The sequence below is a fragment of the Nocardia pseudovaccinii genome (assembly GCF_050942345.1).
GTDB lineage: Bacteria > Actinomycetota > Actinomycetes > Mycobacteriales > Mycobacteriaceae > Nocardia > Nocardia pseudovaccinii.
This window is the reverse complement of sequence record NZ_CP192074.1, coordinates 5,929,504-5,953,307: the sequence shown is the minus strand read 5'-3', so window position 1 is coordinate 5,953,307 and position 23,804 is coordinate 5,929,504. Positions and strand designations below refer to the sequence as shown.

General features: G+C 65.7%; 26 protein-coding genes. 14 read left to right on the top strand and 12 right to left on the bottom strand.

Going from position 1 to position 23,804, the window contains the following annotated elements; translation table 11 throughout:
- Nucleotide 1 precedes the first annotated feature (1 nt).
- Both ACQPZ2_RS26745 and ACQPZ2_RS26740 read right to left on the bottom strand, forming a co-directional pair.
- The gene (locus tag ACQPZ2_RS26745) at nucleotides 2-712 is read right to left on the bottom strand and encodes a class I SAM-dependent methyltransferase (protein ID WP_433520973.1); all 711 of its coding nucleotides are present in this window, start codon (nucleotides 710-712) and stop codon (nucleotides 2-4) included.
- A 161-nt stretch (nucleotides 713-873) separates the two neighbouring features.
- Nucleotides 874-1,644, bottom strand: coding sequence for a phosphotransferase (locus ACQPZ2_RS26740; protein WP_433520972.1), 771 nt, complete (start codon nucleotides 1,642-1,644; stop codon nucleotides 874-876).
- 447 nt (nucleotides 1,645-2,091) lie between these two features.
- On the opposite strand from ACQPZ2_RS26740, the gene ACQPZ2_RS26735 reads away from it, so the two are divergent.
- Nucleotides 2,092-2,727 carry a LysE family translocator gene (locus tag ACQPZ2_RS26735; RefSeq protein WP_433520971.1) on the top strand — a complete coding sequence of 212 codons (636 nt, stop codon included), beginning with the start codon at nucleotides 2,092-2,094 and terminating at the stop codon, nucleotides 2,725-2,727.
- A 3-nt stretch (nucleotides 2,728-2,730) separates the two neighbouring features.
- Here the strand turns inward: ACQPZ2_RS26735 and ACQPZ2_RS26730 are convergent, their stop codons facing one another.
- From ACQPZ2_RS26730 to ACQPZ2_RS26720, 3 genes are all read right to left on the bottom strand, one after another.
- Entirely contained in the window at nucleotides 2,731-3,270 is a 540-nt protein-coding gene (locus tag ACQPZ2_RS26730) for a hypothetical protein (protein ID WP_433520970.1), read from the bottom strand.
- Between the two features lie 124 nt (nucleotides 3,271-3,394).
- Nucleotides 3,395-4,069 (bottom strand): response regulator, encoded by a 675-nt coding sequence (locus tag ACQPZ2_RS26725; protein WP_433520969.1) that lies wholly within the window; start codon nucleotides 4,067-4,069, stop codon nucleotides 3,395-3,397.
- Nucleotides 4,051-5,751: an ATP-binding protein gene (locus ACQPZ2_RS26720; RefSeq protein ID WP_433520968.1), complete on the bottom strand. Its 1,701-nt coding sequence runs from the start codon at nucleotides 5,749-5,751 to the stop codon at nucleotides 4,051-4,053. The genes ACQPZ2_RS26725 and ACQPZ2_RS26720 overlap by 19 nt, the downstream gene beginning before the upstream one ends.
- A gap of 146 nt (nucleotides 5,752-5,897) precedes the next feature.
- On the opposite strand from ACQPZ2_RS26720, the gene ACQPZ2_RS26715 reads away from it, so the two are divergent.
- From ACQPZ2_RS26715 to ACQPZ2_RS26705, 3 genes are read left to right on the top strand one after another with little or no spacing between them, the layout of a single operon-like run.
- Entirely contained in the window at nucleotides 5,898-6,704 is an 807-nt protein-coding gene (locus tag ACQPZ2_RS26715) for an ABC transporter ATP-binding protein (protein WP_433520967.1), read from the top strand.
- Entirely contained in the window at nucleotides 6,694-7,581 is an 888-nt protein-coding gene (locus tag ACQPZ2_RS26710) for an ABC transporter permease (RefSeq protein WP_433520966.1), read from the top strand. The genes ACQPZ2_RS26715 and ACQPZ2_RS26710 overlap by 11 nt, the downstream gene beginning before the upstream one ends.
- Complete coding sequence (locus ACQPZ2_RS26705; RefSeq protein ID WP_433520965.1) at nucleotides 7,542-8,636, top strand: ABC transporter substrate-binding protein; 1,095 nt, start codon at nucleotides 7,542-7,544, stop codon at nucleotides 8,634-8,636. Before ACQPZ2_RS26710 ends, ACQPZ2_RS26705 begins: the two co-directional genes overlap by 40 nt.
- Before the next feature lie 60 nt (nucleotides 8,637-8,696).
- Here the strand turns inward: ACQPZ2_RS26705 and ACQPZ2_RS26700 are convergent, their stop codons facing one another.
- Nucleotides 8,697-9,461 (bottom strand): siderophore-interacting protein, encoded by a 765-nt coding sequence (locus ACQPZ2_RS26700; protein WP_433520964.1) that lies wholly within the window; start codon nucleotides 9,459-9,461, stop codon nucleotides 8,697-8,699.
- Nucleotides 9,462-9,572: 111 nt separating this feature from the next.
- On the opposite strand from ACQPZ2_RS26700, the gene ACQPZ2_RS26695 reads away from it, so the two are divergent.
- From ACQPZ2_RS26695 to ACQPZ2_RS26680, 4 genes are all read left to right on the top strand, one after another.
- Nucleotides 9,573-10,400, top strand: a complete 828-nt coding sequence (locus ACQPZ2_RS26695) for an NADPH-dependent oxidoreductase (RefSeq protein ID WP_433520963.1) — start codon at nucleotides 9,573-9,575, stop codon at nucleotides 10,398-10,400.
- A 97-nt stretch (nucleotides 10,401-10,497) separates the two neighbouring features.
- Nucleotides 10,498-11,928, top strand: coding sequence for an amino acid permease (locus ACQPZ2_RS26690; RefSeq protein ID WP_433520962.1), 1,431 nt, complete (start codon nucleotides 10,498-10,500; stop codon nucleotides 11,926-11,928).
- A gap of 55 nt (nucleotides 11,929-11,983) precedes the next feature.
- The gene (locus ACQPZ2_RS26685) at nucleotides 11,984-13,006 is read left to right on the top strand and encodes an FAD-dependent oxidoreductase (RefSeq protein ID WP_433520961.1); all 1,023 of its coding nucleotides are present in this window, start codon (nucleotides 11,984-11,986) and stop codon (nucleotides 13,004-13,006) included.
- A 25-nt stretch (nucleotides 13,007-13,031) separates the two neighbouring features.
- Entirely contained in the window at nucleotides 13,032-13,691 is a 660-nt protein-coding gene (locus ACQPZ2_RS26680; RefSeq protein ID WP_433520960.1) for a class I SAM-dependent methyltransferase, read from the top strand.
- A gap of 14 nt (nucleotides 13,692-13,705) precedes the next feature.
- Here ACQPZ2_RS26680 and ACQPZ2_RS26675 read toward each other — a convergent pair whose 3' ends face one another.
- Nucleotides 13,706-15,091 carry a flavin monoamine oxidase family protein gene (locus ACQPZ2_RS26675; RefSeq protein ID WP_433520959.1) on the bottom strand — a complete coding sequence of 462 codons (1,386 nt, stop codon included), beginning with the start codon at nucleotides 15,089-15,091 and terminating at the stop codon, nucleotides 13,706-13,708.
- Nucleotides 15,092-15,253: 162 nt separating this feature from the next.
- On the opposite strand from ACQPZ2_RS26675, the gene ACQPZ2_RS26670 reads away from it, so the two are divergent.
- Together ACQPZ2_RS26670 and ACQPZ2_RS26665 are read left to right on the top strand one after the other, a co-directional pair.
- Nucleotides 15,254-15,463 carry a hypothetical protein gene (locus tag ACQPZ2_RS26670; RefSeq protein ID WP_433520958.1) on the top strand — a complete coding sequence of 70 codons (210 nt, stop codon included), beginning with the start codon at nucleotides 15,254-15,256 and terminating at the stop codon, nucleotides 15,461-15,463.
- Nucleotides 15,460-16,218 (top strand): hypothetical protein, encoded by a 759-nt coding sequence (locus tag ACQPZ2_RS26665; protein ID WP_433520957.1) that lies wholly within the window; start codon nucleotides 15,460-15,462, stop codon nucleotides 16,216-16,218. The genes ACQPZ2_RS26670 and ACQPZ2_RS26665 overlap by 4 nt, the downstream gene beginning before the upstream one ends.
- Here the strand turns inward: ACQPZ2_RS26665 and ACQPZ2_RS26660 are convergent.
- Entirely contained in the window at nucleotides 16,215-17,627 is a 1,413-nt protein-coding gene (locus ACQPZ2_RS26660; RefSeq protein WP_433520956.1) for an MDR family MFS transporter, read from the bottom strand. The two genes, ACQPZ2_RS26665 and ACQPZ2_RS26660, sit on opposite strands and share 4 nt — an antisense overlap.
- A 323-nt stretch (nucleotides 17,628-17,950) precedes the next feature.
- On the opposite strand from ACQPZ2_RS26660, the gene ACQPZ2_RS26655 reads away from it, so the two are divergent.
- The 3 genes from ACQPZ2_RS26655 to ACQPZ2_RS26645 all read left to right on the top strand — a co-directional run bounded on the left by ACQPZ2_RS26655 (nucleotide 17,951) and on the right by ACQPZ2_RS26645 (nucleotide 19,922).
- A complete protein-coding gene (locus tag ACQPZ2_RS26655; protein WP_433520955.1) occupies nucleotides 17,951-18,346 on the top strand; it encodes a hypothetical protein in 396 nt (131 codons plus the stop codon).
- Nucleotides 18,346-18,864 (top strand): hypothetical protein, encoded by a 519-nt coding sequence (locus tag ACQPZ2_RS26650; protein ID WP_433520954.1) that lies wholly within the window; start codon nucleotides 18,346-18,348, stop codon nucleotides 18,862-18,864. The genes ACQPZ2_RS26655 and ACQPZ2_RS26650 overlap by 1 nt, the downstream gene beginning before the upstream one ends.
- A gap of 176 nt (nucleotides 18,865-19,040) precedes the next feature.
- Nucleotides 19,041-19,922 carry an SDR family oxidoreductase gene (locus ACQPZ2_RS26645; protein ID WP_433520953.1) on the top strand — a complete coding sequence of 294 codons (882 nt, stop codon included), beginning with the start codon at nucleotides 19,041-19,043 and terminating at the stop codon, nucleotides 19,920-19,922.
- A gap of 12 nt (nucleotides 19,923-19,934) precedes the next feature.
- Here the strand turns inward: ACQPZ2_RS26645 and ACQPZ2_RS26640 are convergent, their stop codons facing one another.
- Nucleotides 19,935-20,684 (bottom strand): LGFP repeat-containing protein, encoded by a 750-nt coding sequence (locus tag ACQPZ2_RS26640; RefSeq protein ID WP_433520952.1) that lies wholly within the window; start codon nucleotides 20,682-20,684, stop codon nucleotides 19,935-19,937.
- A 158-nt stretch (nucleotides 20,685-20,842) separates the two neighbouring features.
- Here ACQPZ2_RS26640 and ACQPZ2_RS26635 point away from each other — a divergent pair, with 158 nt between their 5' ends.
- Complete coding sequence (locus ACQPZ2_RS26635) at nucleotides 20,843-21,859, top strand: NADP-dependent oxidoreductase (RefSeq protein WP_433520951.1); 1,017 nt, start codon at nucleotides 20,843-20,845, stop codon at nucleotides 21,857-21,859.
- A gap of 15 nt (nucleotides 21,860-21,874) precedes the next feature.
- On the opposite strand, the gene ACQPZ2_RS26630 is transcribed toward ACQPZ2_RS26635, so the two are convergent.
- The 3 genes from ACQPZ2_RS26630 to ACQPZ2_RS26620 are packed head-to-tail and all read right to left on the bottom strand — an operon-like array spanning nucleotide 21,875 to nucleotide 23,751.
- Entirely contained in the window at nucleotides 21,875-22,861 is a 987-nt protein-coding gene (locus ACQPZ2_RS26630; protein ID WP_433520950.1) for a zinc-binding dehydrogenase, read from the bottom strand.
- A gap of 15 nt (nucleotides 22,862-22,876) precedes the next feature.
- A complete protein-coding gene (locus ACQPZ2_RS26625) occupies nucleotides 22,877-23,299 on the bottom strand; it encodes an organic hydroperoxide resistance protein (RefSeq protein WP_433520949.1) in 423 nt (140 codons plus the stop codon).
- Nucleotides 23,300-23,316: 17 nt separating this feature from the next.
- Entirely contained in the window at nucleotides 23,317-23,751 is a 435-nt protein-coding gene (locus ACQPZ2_RS26620; RefSeq protein WP_433520948.1) for a MarR family winged helix-turn-helix transcriptional regulator, read from the bottom strand.
- Nucleotides 23,752-23,804: the final 53 nt, after the last annotated feature.

Below are 23,804 nucleotides of genomic sequence, written 5' to 3'. Positions count from 1 at the left end.
GTCAGATTCGCTGGGCCTCCAGCACCCATATCGGCAGCAGGAGCGCTCCGGTCTCATCGGTTTCGAGCTCGACGCCTCGCTCGGCCAACATCTCGCGCACCTGTTGCGGCGGCATGATCGTCACCATCCGGTCGATGCGCAACGTATTCAGCGACCAATCCGGAGCCGCGAACGCGGCGCGCAACTCTTCCTCGCCGATCTGAAACGGCGCATACGCTTCGCTGTGTCCCCTATCGGCAAAACAGAATTGGATCAGCCGACCACCCGGACGCATAACCCGATGCAGTGCGGCGACATGAGCACGACGCTGCTCCGCGGCGAGACAATGGAACAGCGCACTGCTGACCACCGTGTCGAACCGATCGTCATAGCCGTCGAGTTCGGTGGCGTCGGCAACCGAGAAGGCCACCGCCACGCCGCGCGCGGCCGCGCGGGTGCGCGCCTCCCCGATCGCGGTGGGTGCGGCATCCAATCCGGACACCTGATAGCCCAGACTCGCTAGATAGATGGCGTTATCGCCCGGCCCGCAGCCGATGTCCAGCACCTGCCCGGTGATGCGTCGCGCATGTTCGAATTCGACCAATACTGGCTGCGGTCTACCGATATCCCACGGCAACCGCCCCATAGGGATGCCCGCGACGACCGTTTTGTCCCGATAGGCCTGTTCGAAATCAATTTCCGCCGGGTCGAACTGCGATACCGCATCACTCATGACTCGCCCCTTGCTTCGATAGATGAACTGCAGGGATCTCGGCGAAGGCAATTCTAGCCGAAAACGGAGGTGAAATCTCCGTTTAGTCGAATCTGGCCGAGCTTGCCGCACCGATGTCCCAGGCTCGGACGCCCGGCGGCTGACGCCTGGCAAGGCGCGCCTCATCCAGCGGAGAGTTTCAGCCGTTCGAGCACACCTGCCAAACCGCTTTGCAGAACGGCAGCGTCACCAATGTCCAAGCCGTGGGTCACCTCATGCCACGGCCCGAGTTGATGCCAAACCAGTGCGCGTCGGCGGAGGTCACCGGTGATGCCATACGCGGCGGCAACAGTGTCTGCAAAATCTGTCGGTGCACCGTGCAAAGGCCAAGCCAGATCGTTCGCGGCATCGCCGAGATGAACGTCGCCGAAGTCGATCACCCCGGCAATGCGACCTTTCGCTACCAACACATGCTCAGGTCCGAGGTCGCCATGGACGACCGTATCTGCTGGGAATTCCCGCGCGGCGTCGAGGACCGCGGACGCCGAATCTCGTTGGGAGAATGGGAGCAACGGCATGACGTCGGCCCGGAAACGGCTGATCATCATTTCCCGGCTGTCCCTGGTTTCCGCCGCCGACGGCAAACCGTGTCCGACCGCCTCGGTCGCGGGACTGCCGTGAAGTGCGAGGAGAAACTTTCCAATCGCGACACCGTGCTCGATATCAGGCGACACGATCGCCCGACCGGGCACGAGAGCGTGACGCACGACGAGCGGCGTTTCCCGCACCACCCAGGGGATCGGCACCTGCAGCGGCAGTTGCGGCGCCAGCCAAGGCATCAGCTGGGTTTCGCGTCGGAGTTGGCCGGCAACCTCTGGACGGCGCGGTCGGCGCTCGACCCAGCAACCATCGACCAAAGCTGCGAAGCTATCCCACCCTTCAGAGAACTCCACGACTCCGACGTTAGAGCAACGTCGGCGGCGACCCCGGTGGGTTCCTCGTCGGAGGACATTTTCTGCGTCGTCATCAAATTCTTGAAGGGAGGCTGGGCGGGTCGTGCCGCCGACTGCTCATTCTGACGAGCCCAGCCGGATCGGCAATCCACCGATCGGACTTTCGACTTGGTGATCGCCGCACCCGATCGCACGATCGACGATCACACCGGCCGCAGACGACAGCATGTTCGCCGTGCGCAATATTCGCGTCCAGACCGATGTGGGTGATCCCTGGGCCGACGCGAATCGGGCGGGCGCCCGACTGTGCAGATCGCTGCGAACCCGGCGTGCGCGTGTGCCGTCGTTGAGCGCGCGCGCCGACGTCGAGCCTGCTTCCGGCGCGGCGACTGGTCGGGTTCGGCGACTCTGCACTCGGCCGTGCCGCAGAGCGGTAGGCTCCGACGGATGGTGCCCGCCTCTCACTTGGCCGCTTTCGCCGTCGCCGCACTGATCATCATCGTAATTCCCGGCCCGAATGTGCTTTTCGCGATCGGACGGGCCTTGGCGCACGGTCGGCGCACGGCATTGCTTTCGGTGCTGGGGGCGACGGTCGGATCGGCGGTTCCGCTGATTGCCGTTGCACTGGGGTTGGGTGTGGTGCTCGCGGCGTCGGCCATCCTGCTGACGATCGTCAAGGTGGTGGGCGCGGGTTATCTGATCTACCTGGGCGTCATGGCGATCCGGGAGCGGAAGAGTCTCGCGGGTGCGCTGCAGCCGCACGCACCGGATGCGAATCCGCGGCGGATGTTCCGGCAAGGTGTGATCGTCGGCGCGACGAATCCGAAGACCATCGTGTTCTTCGCCGCCGTCCTACCGCAGTTCGCCGACCCGGCCACGGGCGCATTGCCCTTGCAGTTGCTGACACTCGGTTCGGTCGGGCTCGGCATCCAGATACTCTCCGATGGAACGTGGGCGATGATCGCGGGTGCCGCGCGATCATGGTTCGTCCGCTCACCGCGCCGCCTCGAATCCGTCGGCGCCACCGGCGGATTGATGATCATCGGCGTCGGTGCGAGCGTAGCGCTGAGCGGTACCAACTGAGGATTATGCGTGGTTGGTGGTGTTCCAGAAACCGATCCACAGCGCACCCCACCAGCATGCCTGGGAGATGAGCAGGGTTAGTGCGCCACGGGCGATCAGTGGTCGATCGAGGATCCCGCCGCGGGCCGCGACCCGGTCGGTGAAGGCGGATGCTTGTAGGCCGTTCAGCGTAAGGGCGACGACCAGCACCATTTTGGTCTGGGTGGTGTGGTTGGCGATATCCGGTTCCAGGAGTGCGCCGCTGGCGACCAGACCGATGACGCCCAGCCAGATGGGCAGTTGGAGGCGGTCGGCGACTGTCAGCATTTCGCGCAGGGATGTGCGGCGCAGGACCCAGGCCACGGCGAAATAGTCCACCGCCAGCACCGCGCCGAAGCCGAGGACGAGCGATGCCAGATGGATGAGCAACGCCGCATGGTGCAGCGCTGGCGTGCAATGCAATTGGGTCGACAGCCAGATCGCCGTCGCGAGCGCGGCGCAGGTGGCAACCGTCCGGATTGCGAATCCGCGCCCGGTATGTATCCCGCCCACCAGCGCCGTCATCGGCGCCGCTCCAAGTCGCGGCCCTGCATTCTCGATCCTCACTCACACAACTCACCCAACCTGGTTAAGGTTAGGCACGCCTAATGCTAGTGTCTCCGATTTCGGTCGAGATCGACAGGGGTATTCAGCGGCGGCGTGGTACGGCGGTGTATTCCTGTTCGGGGCGGCCGGTAGTGCCGTAGCGCAGTCTCATCTGGACCGTGCCCGCGGCGACCAGGGTGGCGAGATAGCGCTGGGCGGTGGCGCGGGAGATGCCGATGGCGGTGGCCACCTCGGCGGCGGACAGCGGTACGGTGGCCTCGAGGATGGTGTGCAGGACGAGGTCTTTGGTGGGGGAGGCGATGACGGTGGTCGCGGTGGGCGCCGAGGTCGGGCGCAGCGCTTGGAGTGCGGCTTCGATGCTCGCGTTATCGATCTGAGGTGCGGCGAGGTTGCGGCGGTAGCGGGCGTATCCGGCCAGGCGGGCCGCGAGCATGGTGTGCGGAAAGGGTTTCACCAAGTATGCGAGTGCGCCCGCGGTGAATGCGGCTCGCACGGTGGCGCTTTCGGTGGCGGCGGTCAATATCATGGCGTCGCAGTGCAATTCGCGCACCAGGTCGATGCCCGAACCGTCGGGCAGGTACACATCGACCAGCGCCAAATCGATCGCATTGGCGGCGTCGAGTTCTCGCGCGGCGGCCAGGGTGTGGGCGGTGCCCGCGACGGTGAAACCCGCGATGGATTCGACTATCCCGGCGTGCAGATTGGCAACGCGGAAGTCGTCGTCCACCACCAGCACGGTCAGATCTGTTGCGGCCATGGCATCTCGCTGTCTACCAGTACTCCGGGGATTCGGGCGATGAATTCGGCGCCGGTGAGCGGCGGCGCACCACCGCGCGCACTGGCGAGCCGGACATCGCCACCGTGCGCGCGGGCGATCTGGCGGATCAGGGCGAGGCCGACGCCGCGCCCGCCCGGCACACCGTGATCCTCGCGGGTCGAGGTGCCCTCGGTGAACAGAGTGTCGATCATTTCGGGTGCGACACCGTCACCACTGTCCGCGACCGCGATGTGCAGCGTCGAATCCTCCTGCACCAGTTCGACTTCCACCTGTTTGATCGGATTGTCGGCGACGCGTGCCGCCTCGATCGCATTGTCGAGCAGATTGCCGAGCACGGTCGTGACATCGACGGGTTCGGCGAGATTGCCGTCCACCCAGGTATTCGGGCCGAGTACGAGTTCGACGCCGCTCTCGCGCGAATGCGCGGCCTTGGCCGCGAGGAAGGCCTGCAGATAGGCGTCGTGGATCGCGTCGATGCCCGGCGTCGCCGCGCCGAGCGGGCCCGCGCCGATCAACTCATCGATGACATGTGACGCCTCCTCGGTGCGCCCGCCGTGCAGCAGTCCGCTGAGCAGGTGCATCTTGTTGGAGAACTCGTGGCGCTGGGCGCGCAGCACCGTGCTCATCGATTGCACCGCATCGAGTTGGCGGGTCAGTGCCTCGACATCGGTGCGATCGCGCACCGTGAGCACGGCACCGAGATCGCGTCCGTCGCGGGTGACCGGCCGGGCCGCGACAACCACGATATGCGAGCCGATGGTGGCGGGTGTCGGCTGTTCGTCGAGTGCACGGAAAACCTCCAGCACCCGTGGCGTCAAACCGATCTCGTCGACCGGACTGCCGATCTCGGCGCTGATCCCGAGCAACCGCCGTGCCTCGTCATTGACAAACGTTGTGCGCCAAGCGGAATCGACGGCGAGCACACCACGGCCGATGCCGTGCAGTACCGCCGCCTGACCTTGGACGAGTTCGGCGAGTTCGGCGGGTTCGAGTCCGAGGGTCAATCCGCGCCATCGCCACGCCAGTAAAGCCGAACCCGCGACGCCGATCAGTAGCGCCGCGGCGATGAACAGCGCCGCGGTGCGCAGATCGGAGAGCAACTGCCCGCGAATCGCGGTGGTCGAGATACCGACGCTCACCGCACCGACAATGCGATTCGAATCAGCCTCCACCACAGGCACTTTCGCACGCACGGAAGGTCCGAGCGTACCGCGCTCCTTGACGATCACCTCCCGGCCCGCCAGCGCCTCCGATGGATCCGTGCTCACATGTTCGGTCAGTCGCGCCTGGTCCGGATGCGCCAGCCGGATTCCGGCATCGTCGGTGATCACCACGAACAGCGCGCCCGTGCGCTGCGTCGTATCGATGGCTATCCGCTCCAGCGGTCCCGCGGTGAGTTGCGTCCGCAACTCGGGCGTCACCGTGCCCGGCGCGTATCGGGCGACCTCTTCGCGCACCACCGGTTCGGCCGCGATGCTGCGCGCGATGGCCAGCGCACGCTGCCCGTACTGATCGTTGAGCCGTTGGCTGCTGACGTAGCCGAATACCGCGAAGGCGGCGGCGAGGGTCACCGAGACGATCACGATCTGCAGCAGCAGCACCTGGGTGCGCAACCGGAAGTGTCCGGTCGCGCGCCGCGGTGCTCCGCCGTCGTTGGCCATTTCCGCAGCATAAACCACGCGGACGGGCGTGAGCAGAATGCGCACAACCTTCGAATCGGTCGTTTGCGCCGGTTGTGCGCACAAGCCTCGAAGTGTGACCCGGCCCACGTAGGTTCGCTCTACCTGATCCGCTAGGAGCAAGAAAAATGACCGAACCACTCATCGAGCTGCGGAGCGCGACGAAGCGCTTCCCCGGCACCGGCGGCGGAATCCACACTGCCGTCCGCAATCTCGATCTCGCGGTACAACCCGGCGAATTCGTCGCCGTGGTCGGCCCGACGGGCTGCGGAAAGTCGACGACGCTGTCGTTGGTCTCCGGGCTGGAGCCGGCCTCGGCCGGGCGGACGCTGGTACGCGGCGAGGATGTCCACGGCATCCCGGACGGCATCGGCTACATGTTCCAGCAGGACGCGGTGCTGCCGTGGAAGAGCGTGATCGATAACGTCGCCCTCGGCCCGCGCCTGCGCGGCAAGTCCAAGGCCGAAGCACGCGAACAGGCACGCGCCTGGGTGCGCAAGGTCGGTCTCGCCGGATTCGAGAGCTACTACCCGCATCAGCTCTCCGGCGGTATGCGCAAGCGCGTCGCGCTGGCGCAGACACTGGTCAACGATCCCGAGATTCTGCTGATGGACGAGCCGTTCAGCGCGCTGGACGTGCAGACCAGGCAGCTGATGCAGGACGAACTGCTGCGCGTGTGGGCGGGCACCGGCGCGGCCGTCATCTTCGTGACCCACGATCTGGAAGAGGCGATCGTGCTGGCCGACCGGGTCGTCGTCATGACCGCCAGCCCGGCGACGGTCTGCGGCAACTTCCCGGTCTCGCTGGAACGTCCGCGCGATGTCGAGGAGGTCAGGCTCACCAACGAATTCCGGGATATCTACAAGGAAATTTGGGAAACGCTGCGCGATCAGGTCGAGGCAGCCCGAGGCAAGGGAGCCTCCCGTGTCGCATAACGTGCTCGACGATGTGGCGAAGTCCGCGCCCGAGGTCGAAGTCGAAACCGAGGAGCAGATTCTCGCACGCGTGCGGACCAACCTCCGGCGCAACCGGCTGCGGACCTGGGGCTTGCGGATCGCCCTGATCGCGGTGTGGCTGGGCGCATGGGAGCTCACCGCCACGCTGTGGATCGACCCGTTCTTCTACTCCAAGCCTTCGCTGATCTGGGACCGGCTGGTCGAATGGTTCACCGAAGGAACGCAATTCGGATCGATCTGGCTGCAGATGTACACCACCGTGCAGGAAGCGGTGCTCGGCTTCGTCATCGGCGCGGTGGCCGGTGTCGTACTCGGCACGCTGCTCGGTCGCAGCCGGTACTGGGCCGAGGTGCTCGCGCCGTTCATCAAGGCGCTCAACGCCGTTCCGCGTATCGTGCTGGCGTCGCTGTTCATCATCTGGTTCGGTCTCGGGCTCAGCTCGAAGGTCGCGACGGTCGTGGTGCTCGTGTTCTTCGCCGTATTCTTCAACGCCTTCACCGGTGCGCGTGAGGTCGACGGCAATGTCATCAATAATGCCCGCATCCTCGGTGCGAGCAAGCGTCAGGTGCTGAGCTCGATTGTGCTGCCCAGCGCCACCACCTGGATCCTGTCCAGCCTGCATACCGCCTTCGGTTTCGCGTTGATCGGTGCGGTCGTCGGTGAATACGCCGGTGCCAGTAAGGGTTTGGGTCTGCTGATCAGCAACGCCCAGGGCACCTTCGATTCGGCCGGTATCTACGCGGGCATGATCATCATCACCGTCATCGCGCTGCTGGCCGAATGGGCGATCAGTGCGGCGGAGGGTCGATTGCTGAAATGGCGTCCGTCGCAGGCGACTTCGAGCCACGGGATCTGATCATGCGGTACGTCAAACATCTGACGATCATTGTCGGAGTCATCGCGGCACTGCTGCTGGCGACCGGTTGCCGGGATTCCCGAACCATTCCGATGGCCAACGGCCGACCCCAGATCACCATTATGGTCGGCGGTCTGGAGAAGGTGATCTACCTGCCCGCCATGCTCACCGAGAAGCTCGGCTACTTCGAGAAGAACGATATCGACGTCAAACTGCTCGGCGAGCAGTCCGGCGCGAGTGCCGAAACCGCGCTGCTGACCGGCGATGTGCAGGCCGTGGTCGGCTTCTACGACCACACCATCGATTTGCAGGCCAAGGAACAGTGCCTGACCTCGGTGGTCCAATTCGCCGACGTGCCAGGCGAAGTGGAACTCGTATCCAAGGCGGATGCTGCCGGTATCAATTCGCTGGCGGATCTGCGCGGTAAGAACCTCGGTGTGACCTCGCTCGGCTCCTCGACCGACTTCCTCACCCAGGCGCTCACCGGGCAGTCGGGTATGACCACCGCCGACTACACGCGGGTGAAAGTCGGTGCGGGACAGACCTTTATCGCAGGCATGAATCACAATGGCATCGATGCGGGCATGACAACAGACCCGACGGTCGCCACCATGGTGAACTCCGGTGACGCGAAGATCCTGGTGGATATGCGGACCGAGGAAGGCACCCGAGCGGCATTGGGCGGGCTGTATCCGGCATCGTCGCTCTACATGCGCTGCGACACCGTCGACGCGCATCCGGATATCGTGCAGAAGATCGCGACCGCGTTCGTGCAGACGCTGCAGTGGATAAAGACGCACACCGCCGAGGAGATCGCCGCCAAGATGCCCTCGCAATACGCGAGCGCGGGCCGGGACCTCTACGTCCAGTCCATCCGCGACTCGATCGGCATGTTCAACGGCACCGGCCTGATGAAATCCGAAGGCGCCGAGAATGTGCTGAACGTGCTCGGTAAATACTCGAAGAATGTGGCGCCCGTCAAGGACCGCATCGATCTGTCGAAGACCTACACGACCCAGTTCGTGCAGGAGGCGCTGCGCGCGAATCAGCGGTAGCGACACCACGAAATCCCATGGCGACCGGCGAACATCCGGTCGTCATGGGATTTCGGCCGTTCACCTGTTCGGCGCATCCGCGGTGTCCTGGGCCTTGAATTCGGCCTTCCATTCGCGGAAGCTCTCCTCGGTGCGGCCGCGCCGCCAGTAGCCGGAGATCGAGTTCGCCCATTCGGCGGAGACGCCGCGTTCACGACGGACGTAGCGGCGCAGGTCCTGCATGACGGCGCGGGCCTCGCCGTGGATGAAGACCTGCACCTGGCCCGCGCGCCATGTCGCCGCGCGCACGGCTTCGGCCAGCACATCGCCCGGCTCGCGCGAGCCGCGATGCAGCCAGGTCAGTTCGATGCCGGTGGGCTTGTCCAGTTTCAGTTCGTCATCGGGTCCGGCGACTTCGACGAAGGCCTGCCCGACCGCATCGGCGGACATCCCCTCCAGCGCGGCCGCGATCGCGGGCAGTGCCGCCTCGTCGCCCGCCAGCAGGTGCCAGTCGGCATCGGCACGCGGCGCATAGGCTCCGCCCGGTCCGAAGCAGTCGATGGTGTCGCCCGGCCGCACCGAAGCGGCCCACGGACCGGCAATGCCCTCGTCGCCGTGGTATACGAAGTCCACGGCCAGCTCACCGGCATCCGGATCGACCGAGCGCACGGTGTAGGTGCGCAGCACGTCGATACCGTCGCGCGGGTAGATGAACTTCACATACGAGTCGGTGAACTCGCTCGGTCGAAACGCGGCGAATCCGGGGCCACCGAAATACACCCGGATCAGATGCGGGGTCAGCCGCTCGGTGCGCTGCACCGTCAGGGTGGTGCGGGGTCGTGCCAAGGTAACCTCCACTAATTGCTAATTAGGCTTGCCTTACCAACCGTACCCGGTTCGGTTCATGCTGAGGGTTACCGCAGACGGGCGCGCCGTAGATGTCACAGGATGATCGGCATGACGCAGACCGTGCCGAGCCCCGCCCACGCCGTACAGCAACGCTATCGGGATCCGAATCCGACCGCGCCCGCCGAGTGGAATCCGGTGCTGCAGGTGCTGCACGAGCACCGCTCGGTGCGCCGCTACCTCGGCGATCCGGTTTCCGACGACACTCTGCGCTTGCTCATCTCGGCGGCCCAGTCCGCCCCGACCTCCTCCAATCTGCAGGTGTGGAGCGTCATCGCCGTGCGCGATCCGGCGCGCAAGGCCCGCTTGGCCGCGCTGGCCGGCGGGCAGGCACATATCGAACAGGCGCCGGTGCTGCTGGTCTTCACGGCCGATTTCGCCCGGCTGCGCCAACTGGCCGACGACCGCGAAGCGCCCCTGGTTGGAGCCGACTACCTCGAATCGAGCTACGTCGGTTTCATCGATGCCGCCCTGGCCGCGCAGAACGCGGTCGTCGCCGCGGAATCCCTCGGCCTCGGCACCGTGTACATCGGCGCGATCCGCAACAACCCGGAACAGGTTGCGGCGGAACTGAATCTGCCCGAGCAGGTCTTCGCGGTCTTCGGACTCGTTGTCGGACGCGCGGATCCGAGTGAGGACGCCCGGGTCAAACCGCGTCTTCCGCAACCGGCGGTCCTCCACCACGAAACCTACGACCTGCCCAACCAACGTCCACATGTGGCGGCATACGAAGACCGCATCGCCGAGTTCTACGCCGAACAGCAGCTTTCGCACTCCTGGACCGAGCGTGTCCTGGCCCGCCTGGCCTCCGCCGCCAGCCTCAACGGCCGCCACCGGCTCCGCGAGTCGCTGGCGAATCACGGCTTCCGCCTGCACTGATCGCGGTGTGGTTCGGGTCGCGCGGCGGTCCGGTGGTGCGGCCGGTAGCGTGACGGGCTGATCGATCTCGAGCTCCAGGGGAAGGACCGCAGGATCCATGACAGCCTCCGACCGCCAGCTACAAGCTGAATCGGCGCCCACCGACCCGGCCGTATCCGGTGAAGAGGGGTACTCCCGGGGGCTGAGCCCGCGGACCATTCAGATGATCGCGATCGGTGGTGCGATCGGCACGGGTCTTTTCTATGGTGCGGGCGGTGCGATCGAGCAGGCGGGGCCTGGGCTGATCCTGGCCTACCTCGCGGCGGGTCTGGTGATCTTCGTGATCATGCGGGCGCTGGGGGAGTTGCTGACCTATCGGCCGATCTCGGGCAGCTTCGCCGAGTACGCGCACGAATTCCTCGGGCGCTTCGCGGGATTCGTCACCGGGTGGTCGTACTGGGCGGTGTGGGTGGCGACCTGTATGGCCGAGATCACCGTCGCGGGGAAGTATGTGCAGTACTGGTTCGATATCGCGCCGTGGCTGACCGCGCTGGTGGTGTTGGCGGTCATGTTCTGCGCCAACCTGATCTCGGTGCGGCTGTTCGGTGAGGGCGAATTCTGGTTCTCCGCCATCAAGGTCACCGCGATCGTCGCGATGATCCTCATCGGCATCGGGGTGCTGACGATCGGCTTCGGCCATGCCGCCAACCCGACGGTCACGAATCTGTGGGCCGATGGCGGAGTGTTCCCGAACGGGTTCGGACAGTCGCTGCTGGTGCTGCAGATCGTGCTGTTCGCCTACGTCGGTGTCGAGCTGGTCGGTGTGACCGCGGGCGAGGCGCGGGATCCGCGCACGACGCTGCGCAAGGCGATCAACACCCTGCCGTTCCGCATCGGCCTGTTCTATGTGGGCGCGCTCCTGGTGATCATGTCGGTGGCCAGTTGGCGTAACTTCCACGCGGGTAAGAGCCCGTTCGTCGAGGTGTTCCAGCAGATCGGCATTCCAGGCGCCGCGGGCATCATCAATTTCGTGCTGCTCACCGCGGCGCTGTCGTCGTGCAATTCGGGCATCTACTCCACCGGCCGCATGTTGCGCACCCTGTCGCTGCACGGGGAAGCGCCCGCGGGGCTGAAGAAGCTCAGTTCGCGCGCGGTTCCGTATGTCGGCATCACCGCTTCGGCGGCCGCGATGGTGATCGGGGTGATCGTCAATGTGATCTCGCCGGACAAGGCGTTCAACTACATCACCTCGGTCAGCACCGTCGGCATCATCTTCGTTTGGGGCGTAATCTTGGTGTGCCACTTGATCTATCGCGCCAAGGTCGGCCGTGGTGAACTGCCCGCCAGCGATTACCGCCTGCCCGGCGCACCGATCACCACCTGGCTGGCACTGGCCTTCCTGGGGTTGGTCGTCGTCCTGCTGTTCTGGACCGAGAGCGGGCGCACCGCGATTGTCGTCGGAGCGGTCTGGGGTCTGCTGGTCTGCGGCGGCTATCTGGCGATGACCAAGCTCGGCAAGGGCGGCGCGGTAACCGAACCGGTGGCATAGGGACGGTACCCGGCGGGTGGTAGGCACAGCCGTCCGCACCGGCCTGAGGAGGCACATGGTTACGATCATCGGCGGCGGTATCGCGGGCACTGTGCTCGCCGGAGCCCTTGCGCGCGAGGGACTTCCGGCCACCGTGTACGAGCGGCGGTCCACGGTCGACGCCGGTGCGTTCCTCGCCCTCGACAGCCGGGCGCATGCGGTGCTGGGCGAACTCGGGATTGATCGCGACGACCTATACGCCGCATCGTGTGAGGTGCGCGCGCTCGGTTTGCATGACCGCACCGGGTATCGCGCCCAGCCCGGGGACGGTCGGCGGCTCTACCTCCGCCCGGATCTGCTACGAGTGCTCACCACCTTCGCCCATGCCACGGCCGCGGAGTTCCACTACGACCGTCCGGTGACCGATCTGGACATCGAGAGCGGAACCCTGAGGCTCGCAAGCGAATCAGTGACCTCAGACGGTCCGGTGATCGCCGCGGACGGTATCGACTCGCTCGTGCGCGCCCGCCTGGAACCCGATCGGCCCGCGGTCTACGCGGGTCAGGTCGTCGTCTACGGGGTCACCACGACCCCGATCACCCTGCCCACCGAAGAATCGGTACTGCACTTCCATCGCACCGGCAACGCACGGCCCACCGATGTCTTCGGGCACCTGTGGAACGACGAGACGGCGGTATGGTTCGCCAGAATCCGTCGCCAGCCGATCCCGCTGGCGGACAACGGTTTCCATCCCGTCGAGGCGTGGGCGGAGCAGATCCGCGCGGCACTGCCCGCCATACGGGGACTGATCGACTCGCTACTCTCGATCACCGAGACGGTGCACGTCAGCAATACCCGCAATGTTCCGCTGACCCATCCCCGCCCACCCCGAGACGACGTAATCCTTTGTGGCGACGCCGATCACGCCATCAGCCCCGCCGCGGGTGTCGGTGCCCGTGACGCGATCGAAGACGCCGCGGCTCTGTACCGGGCCCTGGTCGCGAAGACTTCGATAGCCGAGACCATGGCGAACCGTCGCCGCCAGATCCTCGTCGAGCGCGCCGAGGTCGCCGAAGCCTTCCGGCGCGGCCGCTTCTGATATCGGCTCGTGCGAGACTGGCTGGATGGCCTTGAATCGAGATGCCGATGCCAGCAGGTTGGCCGCGGAGTCGCTCGCACAGGACGATCCGACCGGGTGGTTCGAGCGACTGTACGCGGAGGCGGCCGCCGGGGCGGCGATTGTGCCGTGGGATCGCGATCAGCCCAATCCGATGGTGGTCGAGTGGGCCGAGCGGCGCGCGGCGGACGGTGCCGGGCGTCGGGCATTGGTGATCGGCTGCGGGTACGGACAGGATGCGGAATACATCGCGCGGCTCGGCTTCGCGACTACTGCCTTCGATATCTCGCCGACCGCTATTGCCGAAGTGCGCCAACGGTTTCCGAAGTCGGCCGTGGAGTATGTGGTGGCCGATCTGCTGGATCTGCCCGCCGCGTGGCGGGATGCGTTCGATCTCGTCGTCGAGTCGATTACGGTGCAGTCGATGCCGGTGTCGGTGCGCGGAACCGCGATCGCCAATATCCGGCGGGCCGTGGCACCCGGTGGTCAGTTGATCGTGATCGCCGGAATCCGGGCGGAGCGTGCGGAGGTCAGTGGACCACCGTGGCCGCTGACCCGGTCGGAGATCGATTCGTTTGCGGCCGAGGGACTTCGGGCAATGGATATCGAGGCGAATCACGAGACGCAACGCTGGCGGGCCGAATTCACCCGATCGGCTGGGGGATGAGCCGCACCCGAGGGTCAAATGACCGTTGTGGGCTTCCGGTCCCCACCGACCAACGCGGTGATCTCGGCGGCGGCACGTTCACCTGAGCGGATCGCCCCGTCCATGTAGCCCATCCACACTGTCGCGGTTTCGGCTCCGGCCCAATGGATTCGGCCGATCGGTGCGCGTAGGGCCGGGCCGTATTCGGTCCAGGTATTGGGCGGCATGAAGGCTCCGTAGCAGCCGCGGGTCCACTCGTCGGCGGACCAGTCCTTCTCGATGTAATCGGTGGGGGCGGCCGCTGCCGGGCCGAAAAACCTTGTGAGGCTGGAGATCACGATATCGCGCCGTTCCTCGACGGGATAGCGGCCGAGTCGCCGGGCATCGCCGCCTTCCAGGAAGGCGAGCAGCACACCGGGGTTCCCGTCCGGCGGGGAGTTGTCGAAGGTGACCTTTACCGGCCCGGTCGCGGCGGTGACCTGTCCGGACAGCCCGTCGGCACGCCAGAAGGGGGTGTCGTATACGGCCATGGTCTTGATGACCGAGCCGTTCGGCATGCGCTGAGTGAGCTGGTCACGATCGGCGGGCAGCGCAGGGGAGTACACCAGCCGACCTGCCAGGGCGGGGCTCATCGCCACGATCACGCGGCGGGCCAGAATCCGGGTGTCATCGCCGTGCACGACGACGGAACCCTGTGTCTGCTGGATCTTGCGCACCGGTGTATTCAGCAGCACGTGCTCGCCCAACTGCTCCGCCAGCGCCATCGAGATTCGTTGTGAACCACCCACGATGCGGGTTTGCTGTGCGCCACCGTCGGTTTCGATCATCGAATCCACACCGCCACCGGCATTGAGATAGGCCAGCAGGTGCAGCAGTGACACGTCGGCCGGATCGGCGGCCCATACCGCCTTGCAGACCATCGTGATGGCCCGGCGCGCGATCTCCGAATGCAGATTGCGTCGCATCCACGACGCGACGGTCTCGGTATCCCACTGCCCCGCCCGTGCCGCCGACCACGGTGCGTCCGCTGGCACAACGCGCGACATCCGATCCAACCGCTGCAGACCGATATAGGCATCCAGCAAGGCCGCGGAGGCGATCAACGGAATCCGACCGCGATAGCGCCGCAGCTTCCCGCGATGTTCGAACAGATGCCGACCGGTGGTGTAGGTGGGAAACGTCTCCAGCCCCAATTCGTCGATCAGAGCCAGTACCCGGTCCTGACCGGGACCGACCCACTGCCCACCGACCTCGACGATCTTGCCGTCCCCGATCGGATGGTTCAGTGTGCGACCACCGACTCGATCCCGCGCCTCGACGACCAGCGCATCGAATCCGGCGCGACGCAACTGGCGGGCCGCCGTCAATCCGGCAAGTCCACCGCCGATCACCGCGATATCCACCGTGCGCTCGACACCCATGGCGACCACCGATCCACCCGTGACCGATCGGACGACTCGGTCGTATGCTCCGACGTTAGGGCACACGACCCCGTCATCGACCCCGAACAGCACCGTTTCCTTGCATCCAGCCGCAAATCGCCCCACGTGATCATGAACCCGATGCGCCCGACGGAGGCAACCATGACAGAGCACACCCTGGCGGAACTGATAACCGATGACCTACCCCCTGGCATTGCCGCGCTGAGCCCGGAGCGGCAAGCCGACCTCGCGCAGGCGATCGTCGATGCTCGATGGCGGGAGGCGGACGAGCTGAAGGCCGCGGCCTTCGGCATGCTCGACTTTCTGCCGCGGTTCCTGCGTGGCCCGGTCAAGAAGGCGGCCGGACTGTGACGGCGCAGTTGCTGAAACTCGCACGGACACTAGGGGTTCCGGTCGAGCAGCTGGCTTATCTCGCCGATGTACCCGATGCGGATCTGCGTGAATTCCGCCGCCAGGTCACCGATCTGTTCGTGGCCGGACAGGCGGCCGGACTGCGGCGGGTCGCCCAGGCGTCCAAAGTGATTCCGACGCCGATTACCGCGAAAATGGTGGCGCGTAGCCGCGGTGCACTGCTCGCGGCCCGGATGTCGGGCGTGCTCGATCCATCGCATGCGGTGGATGTCGCCAAACGGCTGCCGGTCGACTTCCTCGCCGAAATCGCCGCACGACTCGATCCACGCCATTCCGCGGCCATTATCGGTGGTCTGCCCGAGGCGACCATTGTCGCCGTCGGCAAAGAGCTTGCGGCACGCGAAGATTGGATCACACTCGGCGAGTTGGTCGCGTCGATCCCCGATACCGCGGCCCGCGCCACCGAATCCGCACTCGATGGCATCGCGCTCGTCCGCTCGGCCTACCTCGTCGAGGATGCCGCACAACTGGAACGCTTCGTCAACCTCGCGTCCCCCGGCAAACTCACGGAAATGCTCTGTGCCACCGCCGAAAACGACCTCTGGTCGGAATATCGCGGCACGCTGAACGCCCTCTCCGAATCCGCGGTCGACGCCGTCCGCGCCGCCGCCGAACAACTACCCGCCGAACAGCGTGCCCGTGCGCTGGCCGAGATCGCCGAGCGGTCTGCGTCACAACGTTCGCGACAGCGCTAGGCGACGTTCGCGCCCCGGCGTGGCATCATCGCGGATGCGGTCACCATGACCAAGGCCATCGCGGCGACCGCGAGGAAAACCAGATGCACCGCCGAGGACAACAGTGCCGGAGCCGGATGGTCGGTGTCGCCGACGCGCGAGTTCACGATCGCGCCGAATATCGCGACACCGACCGCACTTCCCAGCGATCTGGCGAACATATTCGCCGAGGTGACCACGCCGCGCTCGGACCACTCCGCCGTCGTCTGCGCCGCGATCAGGGTGGGGGTGGCGACCAGGCCCATGCCGGTGCCGATCACGAAACACGAAGCGGCGACCTGGATCAGCGTGGAATTCTCATCGATCAACAGGGTGGTGGCGGCACCGAGCGTGGCCAGGGTGCTGCCGATCAGCGCGGTCGCGCGAAAACCGATGCGCAGGTAAACCTTTCCGGCCTGGGAGGCGGCCAGCGGCCAGCCGAGGGTGAGCGCACCGACGGTGAGACCGGCGATCAGCGCCCCGGTGCCGAGCACACCCTGGGTGAAAGTCGGTACATACGAGGTCATGCCGAGCAGGATCGCGCCGACCAGCACCGAGACCAGACTGCTGGCGATAATGACCCGTCGCGTGAAAACCCACAGCGGCAGAATCGGATTCGCGGTCCGCCGCTCCACCAGAGCGAACACCACGAGCACGATTGCGCTGCCCACGAAGATGCCGATACCGGTGGGCGACGACCAGGCCCAGGCCTGTCCACCCTCGAGCAAGCCGAGAATCAGCGCACCTGCGCCGATGGTAAGCAGTGCCGCACCGAGATAGTCGACGCGCTGTTCGCGCCGCACCGTGCTCTCCTGGAAGCTGCGGATCAGCATCCACGCGGCGAGTGCGGACAGCGGGATATTGATCAGAAAGATCCAGCGCCAGCTGACGTATTCGGCGAACAATCCGCCCAGCAGTGGCCCGACCACCGCCGAGATGGCCCACACACTGGCCAGATAGCCCTGTACCTTGGCGCGTTCGGTCAGGGTGTAGAGATCACCGGCGATTGTCATGGTCATCGGCATGATGGCGCCCGCACCGATACCCTGCACCGCGCGGAAAATGATCAGCGCGAGCATGCTCGTCGCCAGACCGCACAGCAGTGAGCCGAGCGCGAAAACCGCGATGCCGAACAGGATCACCGGCTTGCGTCCGACGGTATCGGCAACCTTGCCGTACACCGGAACCGTAACCGCTTGTGTCAGTAGATAAATCGAGAACAACCACGGGAATTGCGAGAACCCGCCGAGGCTGTCGGTGATGGTCAGCACCGCGGTGGCGATAATGGTGGAATCCAGCGCGACCAGCCCTGTCGCGAGCATCAGCGAAGCAAGGATCGCACCTCGATCGGATCGCAGACCGACGGACGATTCCATTGCCTCGGTTGCCACCGACCGGCCCCTCTCATTCGATTCACCAACCACCCCGAAGCAACGTAACGCGGCCGCAGCTATTCCCGCACGGAATTATTTCGGCACCGGGTCGGTCGCGATCTTCTGCGCCATCACCTTGTCGGGGGTGCCCCGTCTACTGGCCGGGCGCCCATGCATAGGGTGTCTGGTTCGTTGTGTGCCGCATCGAGGTCTACTGATCAAGTACGTGCTAGCCGACGCAATTATGCTGAAAGTTCCTGCTAGATGCGGTGCTGAAACTTCTCAGGTTCTTCATCTACTATCTATCTCAGTAGTTGGAGCACCGAGGCAAAGGGGCCATGATGCATCGAACAACAACCACGACCGAGCGCGGTGCGGTACGAGGCAGAGCCCTCGTACTGCTCGTCGGCGCGATCACCCTGGGCACGGTGGTCGGCGCGGGCGAGGCGCTCGCGAATCCGGGTGCGCGCTCGGATCATTCGAACAATCGCGGCAGTACCAGCGGTCGCGATACCACCGGCTGGCATCACATCGATCCGTTCGGCTACCACCACACCCCGCAGAATTCCTTGCGGCGCAACGAACAACAGAACAATCTGCGTGAATATCGCAGCCAGAACGAGTCCGGCGCGGATTCCTCCGGCAACCGCACCGGCGGCACGACGACATGGACCCGCGTACCGCGTCCGGACGGCGACGGCTGGACCGTATGCCGCGCCGCCGCGAGGACGTGCTGATGATCACGACTGTACGAAAGGCCAAGCCATTCACCCTGCTGGCGGCCGCCGCGGTCACCGGGGGCGCCCTGGAATTCGGTGTCGGGACCGCATCGGCGAGTACCGGATCCGGTGTCACCTGTCTCTGGGCGGGCACTGCGCACGCTCAGGGAGCGACCGTTGTCGCGGGTGGCCGTGACTTCCGTTGCGAAACCGACAGCCGCGGTGCGGCGCACTGGTCGAAGGGCGGAGCGACGAACCGGCCGAGTACCGTGCCGAATCCGGGTGCGTACGCGCACCCGGCCCGGCTGTTCAGCGCGGGTGCGCACCAGCCTGGCACCGAGTACACCGACTACTGCGTGGGCAGCCAGCTCGTCGACGGCGCGGACGATGTGTACCGGGTGGTCGCGGACGGCAGCGGCGGGCTCTATTGGAAGGCCGCAGGGCCGATTTCGAATTGGACCTTCGATTCCGATTCCCCGCGCCCGGGACCGTCGTCGCGGACCGCGAGTCTGTGTTACGAAGGAAACCTGACCTGATCGGGTATTCAGTGAAATGCGGTGGGACGCAAGGCAAGCGTCCCACCGTTTTGTTGGCTGACCGAGCCTCGGGGGCGCAGTAGTCAGATACGGCCGACCCGGTGCCGGGTCGCGAACCCATGACGATGTTGCGATGTGGATGCTGCCAGGTAGCGGACGGTTTAGAATTCAGGACCATGACCGCCTTCACCGGCAAGGTCGTACTCATTACCGGCGGCGCGAGCGGCATCGGCGCAGAGGTCGCCCGGCGGCTGCGTGCGCAAGGCGCGCGCCTCGTGCTCATCGATATCGACTCGCCCCCGCTGCGAGAACTCGCGGCCGAACTCGGCGGCGACGCGCATGTCGTGGCAGTTTCTGCGGACGTGCGCGACTTCACCGCGATGCAGACCGCGGTCGCGCAGGGGATCGAGAGGTTCGGCGGCATCGACATCGTCGTCGCGAACGCGGGAATCGCCAGCTATGGGTCGGTCCTGACGGTGGACCCCGCCGCGTTCCGGCGGGTCATCGAGGTCAACCTTGTCGGTTGTTTCCACACCGTCCGCGCCGCCCTGCCATCGGTCATCGAGCGGCGCGGGTACGTGCTGATCGTCTCCTCCCTCGCGGCCTATCTGGCGATGCCGGGCATGACGGCCTACGACGCCTCCAAGGCCGGGGTCGAGCACTTCGCGAACGCGTTGCGGCTCGAGGTCGCGCACCGCGGTGTCGATGTCGGGTCCGCGCACATGTCGTGGATCGATACTCCGCTCGTGCGGGAAAGTTTCGCCGACTTGCCCGCGGTCGGGCGAGCGCTCGCCGCACTGCCGAGGCCGATCCGCAAGACGACCTCGGTGCAGAAGTGCGCCGCCAGATTCGAGCGGGGAATCGGGCGGCGCGCCAGACGGATCAACGTGCCCGCCTGGGTCGGCGCGCTGCGTTGGCTGAGGCCGCTGCTGCAGACGCCGACCGCCGAGCGGGCGGGCAGCAAGACCACCCCGGAGTGGCTGCCGGATATGGACGCCGAGGTGGCCGGGCTGGGCCGTTCGCTCAGCGCCCGGACGCAGGCGCTCGGCGAGGACTAGGGTCTGTCTTCATCAGGGCTGCCAGGTGATCCGGCCGCCTTGGAAGTCCTGCGCCTTCCCGCCCTCGTAGTCGTATTCCTCGCCCGTGGGGAACCCGTACCGCCCGGATTCCGCGCCATTGGAAACCCACAGATCGCGGATCGCACCCCAGACGACATGCGCACTGGTGCGCGGGGACCAATAAATCGCGCCACCCGGGAACAGGTTGTAGCGCCCGTTGTCCGCGCGCGCGGCCGCCTCGTCGGTCAGCGGGAACCCGAGCGCACCGCTCTCCCAGCCGTAGGCCCCCCACTTATCGCGGATCGCGCCGCCGATCTGGTGCGCGGCGGTGCCGAGTGACCAATAGATGGACCCGCCCTGAAAAATGTTGTAGGCGCCCGATCCCGACGGTGTGGATTGCTGACGGGTGACGGGGTAGCGCAGCACGCCCGCCTCCAAGCCGAGGTCACGCCATTTGTCGCGGATCGCGCCGCCGACCGCATTGGCGCCGGTATCGGGATGCCAATAGATCGCGGCATTGCGTTCGAAGGTCTGATAGCGGCCGCCGTTGGCGGCATCGGCTTCCGGCGCGGTCGGGTCGCCGAGCGCGCCGGGGCCGCCCACCTGGTCGTATTCGACCTCGATGGCGCCGCCGACGTCGAACGGACCGACGGGGCGAGCGGTTGCGGTGCCGAGGCCGACGCTCAGCAGCAAGGCCAGTGCGGCGGTGGTCGATGAGAGTGCTGTCCGCGCGGGGCGTTGGGTGCGAAATTGCGGCGCCAATTGAACTCCTGAGCAGGTCGTAGTCGAATACGAACGTCGGTGAAGCCGCGAACTGTCGTCAGGGGAGTCGACAGTCCTCTATCGGTGGCAGCGCGATATCCATTAGCCAACCTAGCGATTCCGTGCTTCGCTGAGTGGCCAGCGATAGGGTAAGCCATATGGTGGAGTCGACGAGGATTGTGCTGGCATCCCGGCCGGAGGGCGCACCCACTCCGGCGAATTTCCGCATCGAGACCGCGGCGCTTCCGGAGCCCGGCGAGGGCGAGGTGCTGCTGCGCACCCTGTATTTATCGCTCGATCCGTATATGCGCGGGCGGATGAGTGCTGCCAAGTCGTATGCGGCGCCGGTAGAGGTCGGCGATGTGATGGTCGGCGGCACCGTCGCCGAGGTGCTGGAATCCCGGGCTCCGTCGATCGCGAAAGGTGATGTGGTGCAGGCCTATTCGGGCTGGCAGACGCATCAGGTCGCGTCTGCGACGGGGCTGCGCAAGCTGGATCCGGACAAAGCGCCGATATCGACCGCGCTGGGTGTGCTCGGTATGCCGGGGTTCACGGCGTATTCCGGGCTGTTGAAAATCGGGCAGCCGAAGGCGGGGGAGACCCTGGTGGTCGCCGCGGCCAGTGGCCCGGTCGGTTCCGCCGTCGGCCAGATCGCCCGAATCAAGGGTGTGCGGGCGATCGGTATTGCGGGCGGCCCGGAGAAATGCGCCTATGTGCGTGAAGAATTGGGCTTCGAAGCCGCAATCGACCATCGCGCACCGGATTTCGCCGATCAACTGCGCGCCGCGGTGCCCGACGGCATCGATATCTATTTCGAAAATGTCGGTGGCGCGGTGGCGGACGCGGTGTATCCGCTGCTGAATACCTATGCGCGCGTACCTGTTTGCGGACTCGTCGCGAATTACAACGCGACCGGCGCACCCGAGGGACCGGATCGCCTGCCCGGCTTCTACGGTCGCATTCTGACCAAGAGCCTCACGGTGCGCGGATTCATCCAGACCGAATTCGTCCGGGAGATGTACAAGGACTTCCTGCACGAGATGTCCGGCTGGATCGCCGAGGACCGGGTCCGCTACCGCGAGGACATTGTCGACGGCCTCGAGCACGCACCCGAGGCGTTCATCGGCATGCTCGAGGGCCATAACTTCGGCAAACTCGTGGTGCGGGTCGGATAGCGGACCCGGATCGGATTACACCGGCTGCGGCGACAGCACGATCTTGGCCGACCGCCCCGGTGTTTCGCTCGCGGCGGCGGCATCGGCGGCGGACTCCAGCGGATATACGGCCTCGACATCGAGGCGCAGTGCACCCGTCGCCGCCATCCCCACAAGTTCACCGATCAGGCGCCGCATCTCCTCGCTGCTGGTCTGCTCGGCCCGCTTGGAACCCCAGAAGCCCTTGACCACAGCCTGTTTGAAGATCAGCGGACCGGGATTGATGGACAGCGGCTGACCGGACAGCGCACCGAAGGAGATCAGCTCACCGTCCTGGCCGAGCAGCGAAAGCAGCGCATCCGCAGCTCGCCCACCGACCTGGTCGACGGCGCGCACGATCGGCGCACCCGCAGTGGCCGCGACGGCTCGATCGAGCCAGCCATCGGATTCGGTATCGAAGACCGGTTCGAAACCCAATTCCTGCAACGCCTTGACGGAAGCTTGGCCGCGAACCAGGTTGAGCACATTGAGACCGCGTTGCCGCGCAAGCACATTCACCAGGCGACCGACCGCGCCATTGGCGGCATTGATCGCAATCCAGTCGCCCGGCGAAACCCGCAGATCCTCCAGCAGCATCAGGGAGCTGAGCGGCATCGCGAGCAACTGGGCCGCCGTCTCATCGGAAATGCTGTCCGGCAGCGGAACCACCTGCGTCGCCTTGGCCAGGAAATACTCGGCCCACACATTGTGGATGCCGGAAACGCTCACGCGCTGACCGACTTGCAGGCCGCTCACATCCGATCCCAGTGCATCGATCCGGCCTACGGCCTCGGTTCCCGGAATCGCGGGCAGCGACGGCTTGTAGCCATAGACCCCGCGAATGGTCGCCAGGTCGTGGTTGTGAATGGGCGCGAGGATCAGCTCGATCCGCACTTGTCCGGCACCGGGTTCGGGCGTCGGCTGCTGTGCGGTGGTGAGCACATCCTTCGGCTCGCCGAAACTTTCGATGACTACGGCACGCATGGTGAATTCCTTTCCTCAGTCGTCGGCGAGGGTGACCTGGACGTCGATATTGCCGCGGGTCGCGTTGGAGTACGGGCACACCTGGTGGGCCTTGTCGGCGATGGTCTGCGCCTCGGCGGGGGACAGATGCGGCAGTGAGATCTCGAGGGTGACGGTCAGCTCGAAGCCGCCCTCGTCGTTCGGGCCGATGCCCACCTTCGCGCCGACCGCGGAATCGTCGACATTCGCGCCTTCGCGCTTGCCGACCAGGCGCAGCGCGCTGTGGAAGCAGGCCGCGTAGCCCGCCGCGAACAGCTGCTCCGGGTTGGTGCCCACGCCGCTACCGCCCATCTCCTTGGGGATGTCCAGTGCGACGTCGATCTTACCGTCGGAGGTGCGGGCGTGGCCGTTGCGTCCGTCGCCGGTCGCGAGGGCTTCGGCGGTGTACAGGACGGTCATGTCTGACTCTCTTTCGATCAGGGGTGGGACATCAGCGAATCGGCAAGTCGCCGAAGGGTTTCGCGCAGGGCGACGAATTCGTCGTGGGTCAGGCCGCTGGCCTCGCCCATTTCCGTTGGTAGACAACGGGCTTCGGACCGCATTTCGCGGCCGCGTTCGGTGAGTTGGACATCGACGCGACGTTCGTCGGCCGCTGCCCGGCGCCGTTCGACCAGGCCTGCCGCCTCCAGCCGCTTGAGCAGTGGTGACAGCGTTCCGGAGTCGAGTAGCAGTGCTTCGCAGAGGTCGCCGACGCTGCGACCGTCACGTTCCCACAATGCCAACATCACCAGGTACTGCGGATAGGTGAGCCCGAGGCGCTCGAGCTTCGGGCGATAGACCGCCGTCATCGCCCGCGACGCGGCATACAGCCGGAAGCACAACTGCTCGTCGAGGGTGAGGTGATCGGTCATGTCCATAACGGTAGTGGGCAATTAAATTGTGCACAACCAAATTGGCTGTGCTT